At 68.2% G+C, this 12027-nt stretch carries 11 protein-coding genes; 3 read left to right on the forward strand and 8 right to left on the reverse strand.

Going from position 1 to position 12027, the window contains the following annotated elements:
- Positions 1-698: phytanoyl-CoA dioxygenase family protein (locus tag QZV94_RS12855; RefSeq protein WP_293678287.1), on the reverse strand; the 698-nt coding region annotated here is incomplete at its 3' end.
- A 25-nt stretch (positions 699-723) separates the two neighbouring features.
- Positions 724-1992 carry a phytanoyl-CoA dioxygenase family protein gene (locus QZV94_RS12860; RefSeq protein ID WP_293678288.1) on the reverse strand — a complete coding sequence of 423 codons (1269 nt, stop codon included), beginning with the start codon at positions 1990-1992 and terminating at the stop codon, positions 724-726.
- 94 nt (positions 1993-2086) lie between these two features.
- On the opposite strand from QZV94_RS12860, the gene QZV94_RS12865 reads away from it, so the two are divergent.
- A complete protein-coding gene (locus QZV94_RS12865) occupies positions 2087-2932 on the forward strand; it encodes a phytanoyl-CoA dioxygenase family protein (protein ID WP_293678289.1) in 846 nt (281 codons plus the stop codon).
- Positions 2933-3032: 100 nt separating this feature from the next.
- Here QZV94_RS12865 and QZV94_RS12870 read toward each other — a convergent pair whose 3' ends face one another.
- Complete coding sequence (locus QZV94_RS12870; protein ID WP_293678290.1) at positions 3033-3680, reverse strand: DUF998 domain-containing protein; 648 nt, start codon at positions 3678-3680, stop codon at positions 3033-3035.
- A gap of 150 nt (positions 3681-3830) precedes the next feature.
- On the reverse strand, positions 3831-6083 hold the full coding sequence (locus tag QZV94_RS12875; protein WP_293678291.1) for a TonB-dependent receptor: 2253 nt from the start codon (positions 6081-6083) through the stop codon (positions 3831-3833).
- A 295-nt stretch (positions 6084-6378) separates the two neighbouring features.
- Between QZV94_RS12875 and QZV94_RS12880 the strand changes: the two genes are divergently transcribed.
- Both QZV94_RS12880 and QZV94_RS12885 read left to right on the forward strand, forming a co-directional pair.
- Positions 6379-7155: a hypothetical protein gene (locus tag QZV94_RS12880; protein ID WP_293678292.1), complete on the forward strand. Its 777-nt coding sequence runs from the start codon at positions 6379-6381 to the stop codon at positions 7153-7155.
- Positions 7156-7250: 95 nt separating this feature from the next.
- Complete coding sequence (locus QZV94_RS12885) at positions 7251-8906, forward strand: MFS transporter (protein ID WP_293678293.1); 1656 nt, start codon at positions 7251-7253, stop codon at positions 8904-8906.
- A 3-nt stretch (positions 8907-8909) separates the two neighbouring features.
- On the opposite strand, the gene QZV94_RS12890 is transcribed toward QZV94_RS12885, so the two are convergent.
- From QZV94_RS12890 to pgk, 4 genes are all read right to left on the reverse strand, one after another.
- Positions 8910-9320 (reverse strand): hypothetical protein, encoded by a 411-nt coding sequence (locus tag QZV94_RS12890; RefSeq protein WP_293678294.1) that lies wholly within the window; start codon positions 9318-9320, stop codon positions 8910-8912.
- 1 nt (position 9321) lies between these two features.
- Positions 9322-10134: a TIGR02587 family membrane protein gene (locus tag QZV94_RS12895; protein WP_293678295.1), complete on the reverse strand. Its 813-nt coding sequence runs from the start codon at positions 10132-10134 to the stop codon at positions 9322-9324.
- A 241-nt stretch (positions 10135-10375) separates the two neighbouring features.
- The gene (gene fba, locus QZV94_RS12900) at positions 10376-11461 is read right to left on the reverse strand and encodes a class II fructose-bisphosphate aldolase (RefSeq protein WP_293678296.1); all 1086 of its coding nucleotides are present in this window, start codon (positions 11459-11461) and stop codon (positions 10376-10378) included.
- A 20-nt stretch (positions 11462-11481) separates the two neighbouring features.
- On the reverse strand, positions 11482-12027 hold a 546-nt coding region (gene pgk, locus QZV94_RS12905), incomplete at its 5' end, for a phosphoglycerate kinase (protein WP_293678297.1).

Below are 12027 nucleotides of genomic sequence, written 5' to 3' on the forward strand. Positions count from 1 at the left end.
GACTGCTTCGCCTGTTCCAGGATGTCGGCCGGCAGCGACAGGTGGAAGCAGGTCTGCTGGCGCATGTGCGGCCGGCAATAGTAGGTCTGGACCCCGTGGCGCCTCTGGTCGGTCGTCGAATTCGGCCCGGCGTTGTGCCAGATGCGCCCGTCCATGATCAGCGCCGTCCCTGCCGGGCCCTCCACCGCAATCGGCTCGCCCAACGGCGCGGTGAAGATCGGGCTGCCCAGCCACGCCTCGAAGCTGCGAATGCCGTTGGGCGTCTCCACGTTGAGCAGATGGCTCTTCGGCACGACGCGCGTGGCGCCGTTGGCGGCGGTGAAGTCGTCCAGCATCCAGACGATGTTCATCGTCACGGGGTAGTTCCAAGGCGGCGGCACATAGGCCTGGTCGTTGTGCATTCGCTGCGCTGGCGCGCCCGGCCGCTGGATGATGGCGTTACTGCCCGAGAGCAGGAAGTCGGGGCCTAGTTGATAGTCCGCGAATTCCAGCGCCCCCGCATGCTGGACCAGGTCCAGGAAAGCCGGGGCGCGGCCGATCAGGTTCATCACCCCGCCCGACGAGCCGGCGGCCGCCTGGAGCGCGGCCTTGTAACGCGCCACCTCTTCGGCCGAGAGCGCGTCCTGCAGCAGGCAGTAGCCGAACACGTCCAGGTCGCGCCGGGCGGCCTCCACGTCTCGCGTCAGAACGGCCGTCATCGTCGCCTCCATCCCCTGCCCAGGCTCACAGCGCGAGCTGCGCGTCCCACCGCTGGCGGCGGCTCATGTAGCCGCTGCGCTTGAAGTCGTGGCCCATGTAGTCGCTGCGCCCGAAGTAGTCGTCGTGGCCGGTCAGGGTGCTCAGCACCGGCGAATTGCGGTGCAGCACCGCGTCGATGTTCGAGAAGTCGTCCGCCTGGCGCATGAACGGGCGCTGGTAGGTGTTGTGCAGCGACACGCGCTCGCCGGGCGCGGTGCGGTCGCCCTGCCAGTGCCAGACGCCCTGCGTGAAGAAGGTCACCGACCCCTTCGGCATCAGGATCGGCACGCCGCCCTCCAGGTTGTCGCCAGGCTCCGGCGGACGCCTGCGCTTCTGGCTGCCGGGGATGATCCAGGTCGGACCGGCCTCGACTGTCCAGTCGTCCAGCGCCCAGACCGCCACGCCCACCAAGGCGTACTTCGGGTAGGGGGCCGGAACGGCGACGTAGTCGGCGTGGGCCGGCACCGCGCTGGGGCCGGGGGCCTTCATGGCGCTGCTGACCGTCTGCAGGATCATCGCGCCGCCCAGCGAGGACTCGGCGATCGAGCGCAGGGTCGGGTGCTGGACGATCTCCTCGAAAGCCCGCCCGCGCGAGATCAGCCCCATACAGTCGATCCGCCCGTTCCGGCTGCCGGGGCTCTTGTGCGAGAGCATGATGTCCAGCGAGAGCTCGCGCAGTTCGTCGGCGATGTCGTGCGGGATCGCGTTCTCCAGCACCGTGTAGCCGTCGCGCGCCAGCTCGCGGGCCTTGCGCTTCAGGCCCTGGCTGCCCAGCCGGTGCGTGAGATCAGGGTTCTCCACCGTCCTGCGCGCCAGGTGGTCGTGCAACTCGCGAAGCACCAGCGCCAGGCCCGGCGGCGGCGGCGCGCCCCGGCCCCGCAGCGCCTTCTTGCCGAACAGGTGCGCGGCCAGCTTGGCGGCCCGTGCCGTGGCGATCGGGCCCACCGCCTGGGCGACGGGCATCGCCGCCTGGTACTGGCCGGCGACGACCATGTCGGCCGCTTCGTCGGGTCGGCGCTCGACGGTGACGCCGCCTCCGGAGAACCGCAGCGTCCAACCCACGCGGCCCTCCGGCGCGCCGAGGTGGGGCGGCGCGTCGGAAAACGCCTCCGACAGCGAATAGTCGACGCCGGCCAGGGCCTCGGGGTGGCGCCGCACGATCTTCTGCAGCTCCGCCTCGGCCGCCGCGATCCACTCGGTCGAAAAGAACTCAACCCGTTCGTTCAGCGGCGCCGCGCCCCGGTAGTCGACCATCGCGTCACATCCTCCGGCGTTCACGATACGGCGCGACTTGTCGTTGACAAGGCCGCACTGAAATTAGAGTCTGCTCTAAATAACGGAGGAAACAATGGCGGTCGACTGGGCGGCGTTGAGTGAGGCTTACAAGCGCGACGGGGTGGTGCACGTGCCCGGCCTGTTGAACCCCGAGCAGTTCGATGCGGCGCTGAAGTCGTGGGAATGGAGCCTGGCAAACCCGACGGCGATGAATGCGCCGAACCTCAAGCGCGACGGCTCGCCGCTGTTCTACGCCGACAGCTACCACCCGAAGGTGATGGAGGGGTACCGCGACATGCTGGAGGCCTCGCCGATCCCGGAGGCCTGCGCACGGCTCTGGGGGACCGACCCGGTGTGGTTCATCTACGAGCAGGTGTTCCTCAAGGAGGGCGGCGACACGCGCCGCACCCCCTGGCACCAGGACGGCTCCTACATCCCGATGGACGGCGACGACGTGGCGGTGGCCTGGATCACCTTCGAGCCACTCACCAAGGAAGATAGCCTGGAGTTCATCCCGGGATCGCACCTGGGCACGGTCTACAACACCTCCAAGTTCGACCCGAAGGACGAGACCATTCCGCACGACACGAGCCTGCCCTACCCGAACCTGCCGCCGATCGAGGCCGAGAAGCACAAGTGGCCGACCGTCTCCTGGGCGGTGGAGCCCGGCGACGTGATCTTCTTCCACTTCCGCACCCTGCACGGCGGCGCCCCGACCCGCCCGGGCCAGCGGCGCCGCACGCTCACCCTGCGCTTCTTCGGCGAACACGCCCACTACGACCCGAAAACCGCCAAGGCCCTGCCCAATTTCCCGGAGATGGCCACCCGCCTGAAGCCCGGCGACACCATGCGCGCCCCTGGCTTCCTGCAACTCCACCCGAAGGTCGGCGCCCGGGCCCCGGAAACGGCGGGCGCCTAGCCGCCGCGATCTCCTCTCCCAGGCGCGCAGCGCCGTGGGAGAGGCCGGGAGAGGGCGGCGCGGCGGCTAGGCTGCCGTCAGCGTTGGACCCGCTCGCATCTCACGCCGCGCGGCCGGCCCGCCGACGCAGACGCCACGCGAAGGCGAATATCCAGATCAGGTACGGGACCAGCAACGAGCGCTGGATCAGGCCCGTATAGGCGTTGAAGTCGTTGGGCGCCGCCGGCGGGCGGGTGGGGCCGGCCGAGAACAAGACGACCGCCACCGTCGTCGCCATCGCGGCGAGCAGCGTCCAACCCTGGAAACCCTGCCAGTCGGGGTCACGGCGGAACCGGAACCAGAAGACCCAGCAGCTGACCGGCGCCAGCGAAAACACCAGCGCGCCGAACGCCCAGTGCAGCCGGCTGTTCAGCGTCATCAGCTCGCGCGGCGTCGCCGCGGGATCCATCACCAGCGGCCCCGAGACCAGCAGGCTGATGGAGATGATCGCCAGCAGGATCGGCCCGGCCCTCGACGCGCGCCCGGCCTTCAGCTCCGCCGCAACGCCGCGGGCGAACAGCAACAGCAGCGCGCCCGACACGACAAAGCTGGCGATCTGGATCCCGCCGCGCGGCCCCCGCGAGAGCTCGCTCACGAACATGCTGACAGGGTCATAGCCCGGCCGCAGGAACCCCTCGACCATGAACACCGTCACGAAGAGCAAGGCGCCCGCCATGCCCGCCAGTCCGCCTAGGCGACGCCAGTCCATGCTCCACCCCCGATCGTTCAGGCCGTGCGCGGACGGCCCTGGCGAAGACTCGGCCGGGCCGGACGAAGCGGCAAGTCGCGTCCAGAGAGTTTGCTCTCAGGCAAGCGCCACGGATCGGCCTCGCCCGGAGGCGAGGCCGCTGCGCCTGCTTCAGAAGTCGTAGCGCACCCGCACCCCGAAGCGCCGACGCGGCCCCAGAGTGGTGATGAACTTGCCCGCGCCAAGGGCGACGATCCCGGAGTCGAAGAGACCTTCGTGCGAGAAGTGGTCGGTGGCGTAGAGTTCGTCCGTCAGGTTCTCGCCGAAGGCGATGATCTTCCACTTGCCGTTGTCGATGCCGATCGAAGCGCCCACCAGATACAGCGGCTCCCGGATCTCTTCGTCCCGCCGGAAGATCCGCTCCGACACAATGTTGGGGGTGGCCGGGGTCGGGTCCACGCCGGCGTCGCTCGTCAGCCGCGTCTCGCCTTTGCCCGACAGCGAGACCCGGCCGAAGAGCCGCCAGCCCGAACCGCCGAGGTCCCAGTCGCCATCCAGCGCGGTGAAGGCCGACCAGGCGGCCGAGTCCTGGCACTCGTTGCCGTTCTTGACCCCGGGGCTCACCTGCTGGAAGTCAGGCGAGCGCGATGCGAACGGGGGGATGCCCTTCAGCGTGCAATCGAGAACGCCGGCGTTCAAGGACAGCCTGAGGCCGTAGCCGAGCGGCACGAGCGCATCGAGTTCGAGCCCGTAGGCCTCGGCGCCGCCCAGCGTGAGGGCTCCGTTGGCGAGCGAGCCGCCGTCGGTCCGGATGATGGCCGCCTGATTGTAGACCGACGCATCCATGTAGAAGGCAGCCAGGTTCAGGTAGGCGCCGCCCTCGAAGGTCTTCTTCAGGCCGGCCTCGTAACTCCAGACCTTGTCGGACTTGAAGATGCCGTAGTCCCTGGTCAGCGCGGAGCTGTTGAACCCGCCCTCGCGTATGCCTCGCGCCGCGGTAGCGTAGACGGAGGTGTCGTCGTCGATCTTGTAGCGGAGGGAAAACAGCGGCTGCAGCGCGGAATCATTGAAGGTTCCAACGGTGCTCCCGGCGCCAGCTATGTTGCGCGCCCTCTTGCTGATGTCGTCATACCGAACGCTGGCCGTCGCTTCCAGGCGATCGAAGAACAGGTATGACACTTCGCCGAAGAGCGCCCAGTTTTTGTCCTTCGTCGCGATGCTGTTCTGGACGAAGGAGCCGGGCGGACTCCCGACGGAGGCGAGGAATCCCGGCGGGAACCCAAGGCTGGCGTCGGCGTCGACCAGGAAGACGGTCTTGAAATCTGCGCCCCCGTTGCTCTTGACGTACTCGCCGCCGAAGAGCCAGGTCAGGGGCCCGTCTCCCACCGACTGAACACGCACCTCGTTGCTGTACTGTTCCCCGTCGGAGTAGATGATCGCCAGCAGGCCGTCGAGCGGCGTTACCTCCGCGTCGACGAACAGGTCCCCCTCGCTGTCCCGGTAGGCGAACAGGTTGCTCACCTGGAAGTTCGGCTGGGTCCACGTCGTCCGAAGCGAAACCTCCTTCAGCCGCGTGCCCGCGCGATTGTCGTCCCGGAGAAGGAAATTCTCCTTCAGGTCCTGCAGGCTGTCGACGATCGAGAAGGCGTATGCCGGACCATTCAGGTCGGACCTGTTTGCGTTCAGGTCGAACTCGAGGTTGTCCACCGGCCGCCATATGAGCCGGCCGCCGTAAAAGACGGAATCCTGCGCCGCGATATGCTTGCCCGTTATGTTGTGCTTGTAGTCGCCGTCGGTTTCGACGTGCGAGACGGACAGCTTGCCGAAGAGCTGGCCCGGTAGGATCGGCCCGGAAATCATGCCCCCGTACTCCCGGCCGCCGGCGTTCTCGAGCACGCCTTGACCGGAGATCCGCAGCTCGTCGTCCGGCTTGCGCGTGACGATGTTGATGACGCCCGCGAAGGAGTTCCGCCCATAGCGCGCGCCCTGGGGTCCCTTCAGGACCTCCAGCCGCTGCAGGTCGAAGAACGGCGCGTTCAGCCGGGTGGTGCCGGCCTGGTAGACGCCGTCGATGAAGAAGCCGACGCCATTGGTCTGCGCGCCGGAGCGGTCGCTGCCCAGACCGCGCACGGCGATTCGCGAGCGGAAGGCGCCGTCGCTGGCGAACTCGAAGTTCGGCACCATGTTGCGAAGGTCCTCGACCGACGTGGTGCCGGTGTCGAACAACTTTTCCTCGGTGAACACCGACACCGTGGCCGGCACATCCTGTACCGCCTCCTCGCGGCGGCGGGCCGTGACGACGAGTTCGGTGACGGCCGACCCTGCGCTGGCCTGAGGTCCGCTCGCGGTTTGGGCGTGAGCCCCATCCGCGGCGAAAAGCAAGGCAAGGCTGGACGCCGCGCACAGCGCGTTAGAACGGGTCATTGGGTGTCTCCTCGGGCCAGGACCGACGCTGTTTCGCGCCTTGCTCCTGCTAAGCTGAAGTTGCCTCGTTCCTCGCGGCCTGTCTACCAGCTTATAACGCGTTCTACGTTGAGGGTGTTGTCACCGCCCCAGCATGCGTCGATCGCGCGTGCAGCAGGCAGAAGCTGACAAGCTGTCCGATAGTCGATAGGAGCCTTCAATGCGCCTGGCGGCCCGCAGCGGGCCGGAGAAACGGTCGCGGCGCTCCGTCTCCTACGTCCGCTTCTGACGCACCCCTGTCCTACACTCCGCGCCGATGTCCGACGTCACGCCCATCGACGCGGCCCTGGAGGGTCTGAGCGATCTGGCCGCCTGCGATCTGCGGCTGGCCAAGCGGTTCGCCGGGCGGATCGAGGCGTTGCCGGAGGACGAGGACGGCAAGGCCATGGACCTGGCCCGGTCCTACCAGCGGATGGCCCGCTCCTACCGCCAGACGATCGTGGTCCAGGCGCGGCTGCGGCGCGAGCTGAAGGCCGAGGCCAGGGCTGACGAGGGCGACGCCAGGGCCGAGCGCCAGGCGGCCGAGCGGGCCCGCGTCGAGGCGGTCGGCCGCCACCGCATGCGCGTGCGCCGTCACTTCGAGCGCGCCGTCTGGGACGAATACGAGGCCGACGACGCCCAGGAAGTCTTCAACGACCTCGACGCGCGCCTGTTCGAGTTCGCCGACGACGCCGACTTCCTGGACACCCCCGCCGAGGCCCTGATCGCGCGCCTCAGCGAGGAGTTCGACATCGGCGCGGGCGCGCGAGAGGCGGACAACGATGCGCCCGACGCTGCGACCCGCTCCGAACGCGACGATGACCCTGCCGAGGCGCCGGTCGCGGTCGCGGATGAGCCCGCCGCGGCGGCTGCGCCCGAACCCGCGCCAACCGAAACCCACTCTCCTGAAGCGGAGCCGCCTGAAGCGGCGACCGAACCGGAGCCGCCGCCCCGGCCGCCCGATCCTCCACCAGAGCCCTGGCCCGAGCCTTACATCCCGCCCTGGGAGCAGCTCCGCCCCGGCCAGCGGTGGCCCGGCAGTTCGGGCTGGTAGTCATTCCCGGCGGTGGCGCCATCGCCGGGTGGCCTGCCGTGGGCGATGGCCCTAGGGTCGCGGTCAAGCAAAGCGTAAGCGACGGGGAGACGGGGATGGCGGCGGCGGCTGAGGAAGCGGCGCCTGTGCGGGGGTCCAACGCGAGGGTAATCGCGGGGGCCTCGGTGGGCACGGTGTTCGAGTGGTACGACTTCTACCTCTACGGCTCCCTGGCCAGCTTCATCACCACCCACTTCTTCTCGGGCGTGAACGAGACCACCGGCTACATCTTTGCGTTGCTGGCCTTCGCCGCAGGGTTCGCCGTGCGGCCGTTCGGAGCCATCGTCTTCGGGCGACTGGGCGACCTGTGGGGCCGCAAGAACACCTTCCTCGTCACCATGCTGCTCATGGGGCTGTCCACCTTCGTGGTGGGCCTCCTGCCCAGCTATGCGAGCATCGGCGTGGCCGCGCCGATCCTGCTGATCGCCATGCGCCTGCTCCAAGGCCTGGCGCTGGGCGGCGAGTACGGAGGGGCGGCCACCTACGTCGCGGAGCACGCGCCGCCCGGCAAGCGCGGGCTCTACACCAGCTGGATCCAGACGACCGCCACCTTCGGCCTGTTCCTCAGCCTGATCGTGATCCTGGTGGTCCGCGGCCAGATCGGGGAGGAGGCGTTCAGGGCCTGGGGCTGGCGCATCCCGTTCCTGGTCTCGATCCTGCTGCTCGGCGTCTCTCTGTGGATCCGGCTGCGGCTGAACGAGAGTCCGGTGTTCCAGAAGATGGTCGACGAGGGGAAGACGTCGAAGCAGCCGCTGACGGAGAGCTTCCTGCGCTGGCCCAACCTGAAGCTGGTGATCCTGGCGCTGCTGGGCCTTACCGCCGGGCAGGCGGTGGTCTGGTACACCGGCCAATTCTACGCTCTGTTCTTCCTGGAGAAGATGCTGAAGGTCGACGGGGCGCTGACCAACCAGTTGATCGCCGTCGCACTGATCCTGGGCACACCGTTCTTCATCGTGTTCGGGTGGCTGTCGGACAAGGTGGGCCGGAAACCCATCATCCTGGCCGGGTGCGTGCTCGCCGCGCTGACCTACTTCCCGATCTTCAAGACCCTGACCGCGGCGGCCAATCCACAACTCGCGGCGGCCTCGGCCTCGGCGCCGGTAACGGTGGTCGCGGACCCCGCGACCTGCACCTTCCAGTTCGATCCGGTGGGCAAGGCGTCGTTCACATCCGGCTGCGACGTCGCCAAGGGGGCGCTCGCGACCGCCGGGGTCGGCTACGCCAACGCTGCCGCGCCCCCCGGGACCCCGACGGTGGTCCGCATCGGGACCAAGGAGGTCTCCAGCCTGGAGGGCGGCGCCCTGGGCAAGGCGGAGTTCAAGACCGCCAAGGACGCCTGGACCAAGGGCTTCACGGCCGAGCTGCAAGCCGCAGGCTATCCGCCCAAGGCTGACGCCGCTCTGGTCAACAAGCCGCTGGTGGTAGGGCTGCTCTGGTTGCTGGTGATCTATGTGACCATGGTCTATGGCCCCATCGCCGCAGCCCTCGTGGAGATGTTCCCGGCTCGGATCCGCTACACCTCGATGTCGCTGCCCTATCACCTGGGTAATGGCTGGCTGGGGGGCTTCCTGCCGACGACGGCGTTCGCGATGGTGGCCGCCACGGGCAACATCTACTACGGCCTTTGGTATCCCATCAGCGTCGCGGCCTTCACCGCTGTGGTGGGCTTCTTCTTCATCAAGGAGATGCGGGGAAACCCGATCGAGGACTGAAGCTCAGGGGTCCTGAAAGCCCTCGGCCTCAATCCGCAGCCGTGCGCTCGCCGGGTCGGTCTGGAAGATCACCCCACCCGTCGCCTTCCCCTTCCCGGGCACGTAGGTGAAGCTGGCGCGGCGTTCCTCGACCACGCGGCCGGCCCTTTCCAGGGTCGCGCGCACCTCCACGCCGGCGGCGGTGGCGTGGCTGGCGTTGCGGACCGTCAGCATCGTCACGTAACCGCCGGCGGTCTTCTCCCCGGGCCGGCCAGTCACGGTCAGGCTGGGCGGCCCGTCGCGGTCCGTCGCGCCCTCCCAAAGCGAGTACCCCAGTACGGCCAGAGTCAGCAGCAGGCCCAGCGTCGCCGCCGCCCATTCCAGGATCGGCGTTCGCCGCAGCGCCGGTTTCGCAGGCTTCTTGCGCGCAGCCATGTCAGACCACCAGCCTGGCAAGCGCCGCGCCGAGGGCCGCCGGGAAACCCAGCACAACCACCGCGCGGATCGCCTCGCTGACACCGCTGTCCAGCCGCCCGAACGTCCACAGCACATAGAGGCTCACCAGCAGGGCGACGCCATACCCGGCGAAGGTGAAGTGCAGGAAGGCGCGCAGGTGACTTTCGCGATCATGCTGCCCGGCGAAGCCCACCGTGAACACCAGCGCGTGCAGCGCCAGGAGGGACAGCAGGACCAGCACGACCGCGTGCCATGGGGTCATCTTGAAGCCGATCAGGATCATCTCCTCGGTCGGGGCCACGTTGAAAGCGAAGAACAGCGCGCCGGCGGCCATCAGGAACAACTGGCCAAGGTAGCCTGCGCGATCCTCCTTGGCGGCCCGGTTCATCCCCTGCTGCAGCTGCTTGTTGGCAAGCACCGCCCCCATGCTCGCCGGAGCGGCCTGGACGGCGATCATCCCCAGACCCTCCCGGAAGGCCGTGCCAGGGCCGATCAAGCCCATGACCGCCAGCAGCGCCGCCGAGACGACGACGCCCACAAGGAGCGCTGCCAGCGCATCCAGCGCATCGTCGGCGAAGGTCGTGTCGTCGCGAAACCCGGCGAAGCGGCTGAGGCCGAAGACCACCCCGGCGGTGACCGCGACGAACAGAGCCAGCCGGAAGCGGTCCATGTGGACCCCCAGCTCCCACATCTCCATCGTCATCAGCAGCGGAAAGCCGAAGATCAGCGCACCGGCGCCGGCGCGGGCCAGACCCCGGGCATAGCCCTCCTCGCGCGATGCGTTCACGTCCATGACGGCCCAACGCGCGAACGGCGAAGCTAGCTCCCGACCTGTGGGCCGCGCGACGGAAGGTCGTTGGTCCACCGGCGAACCTTCAGCGTGGAGACGCGTTACCCACGCGCGTCCAGCTTGGACGTCGAGCCGGGGCGCCTGACCTGGAAGGAACACGGTGGGCCAGCCGTCAGCCCGCCCAGCCACCGAGGCTTCGGGTCGCAGGTGCGAGATCCGGATGGCCCGGCCCGCGGTCTGAAAGCTATTCGGCCGCCTGACGGGTGAGGCCGATCTTCGCCGCCAGTTCGCCCGACTGGTAGCGCTTGGCCATCGCCGACATCGGCAGCGGCTTGATCTTCGAGGCCCAGCCGGCCGTACCGAACTCTTCCAGGCGCTGCTTGCAGACCGCCCGCATCGCCGCCTGGGCAGGGCCCAGGTACTTCCGCGGGTCGAACTCGCCGGGGTTCTCGGCGAACACCTTGCGGATGGCGCCGGTCATGGCCATCCGGTTGTCGGTGTCGATGTTGATCTTGCGCACGCCGTGCTTGATGCCGCGCTGGATCTCCTCGACGGGCACGCCCCAGGTCTGGGGCATCTCGCCGCCATACTTGTTGATGATGTCCTGCAGTTCCTGCGGCACCGACGAGGAGCCATGCATCACCAGGTGCGTGTTGGGCAGGCGCTGGTGGATTTCCTCAATCACGTTCATCGCCAGCACAGCGCCATCGGGCTTGCGGGTGAATTTGTAGGCGCCGTGGCTCGTGCCCATGGCGATGGCCAGGGCGTCGACCTCAGTGGCCTTCACGAACTCCACCGCCTGGGCCGGGTCGGTCAGTAGCTGGTCATGGCCGAGCTTGCCCTCGAAACCGTGGCCATCTTCCTTCTCGCCCATTCCGGTCTCGAGGCTGCCCAACACGCCGAGCTCGCCTTCCACCGAGGCGCCGACCCAGTGGGCCATGTCGCAGACGGCCTTGGTGACCGCGACGTTGTAGTCATAGTCGGCGGGGGTCTTGCCGTCGGCCTTCAGCGAGCCGTCCATCATCACCGAAGTGAAGCCGAACTGGATCGCGGTGGCGCAGGTCGCCTCGTTGTTCCCGTGGTCCTGGTGCATGCAGATCGGGATGTGCGGGTACATCTCGGCGACCGCGTCGATCAGGTGCTTCAGCACGATGTCGTTGGCATAGGTCCGCGCGCCCCGGCTGGCCTGGATGATCACCGGAGCATCGACGCTGTCGGCGGCCTCCAGGATGGCCAGGGCCTGTTCCATGTTGTTGATGTTGAAGGCCGGGACGCCGTAGCCGTGCTCCGCGGCGTGGTCCAACAACTGTCGAAGCGTAATCCGAGCCATCTCCGGTTCCCCACTGTCCTCTACTGGGCCAGCGCAGCCACCCCGGGCAGCGCTTTGCCTTCCATCCATTCAAGAAACGCGCCGCCCGCCGTCGAGACGAAGGTGAAGTCGTCGGTGACGCCGGCCGCGTTCAGGGCCGCTACGGTATCACCCCCGCCGGCCACCGCCACCAGCTTCCCCTCTCGGGCTAGCTTGGCGGCATGCTTAGCCGCTTCGACCGTGCCCTTGTCGAAGGGCGGGATCTCGAACACGCCGAGCGGGCCGTTCCAGATCAGGGTTTTCGAATTGCCCATGGCCCGGTTGAGGCGCTCGACCGTTTCCGGCCCGGCATCCAGGATGCGCTCGTCGTCGTCGATGGACCCCGGGTCGCGCACCCGCGCCGGCGCGCCGGGTGCCATCTTCTCGGCCACCACCACGTCCAGAGGCAGGAAGAGCTTGCAGTTGTTCTGGCCCGCCAGGCGGATGATCTCCCGCGCCGTTTCCGCCAGCTCCTTCTCGCAGTAGGAGGCCCCGACATCGTGGCCCTGCGCATAGAGGAAGGTGTTGGCCATGCCGCCGCCGATGGC

The sequence above is a fragment of the uncultured Phenylobacterium sp. genome (genome assembly GCF_902826855.1).
In the GTDB taxonomy this organism is placed as follows: domain Bacteria; phylum Pseudomonadota; class Alphaproteobacteria; order Caulobacterales; family Caulobacteraceae; genus Phenylobacterium.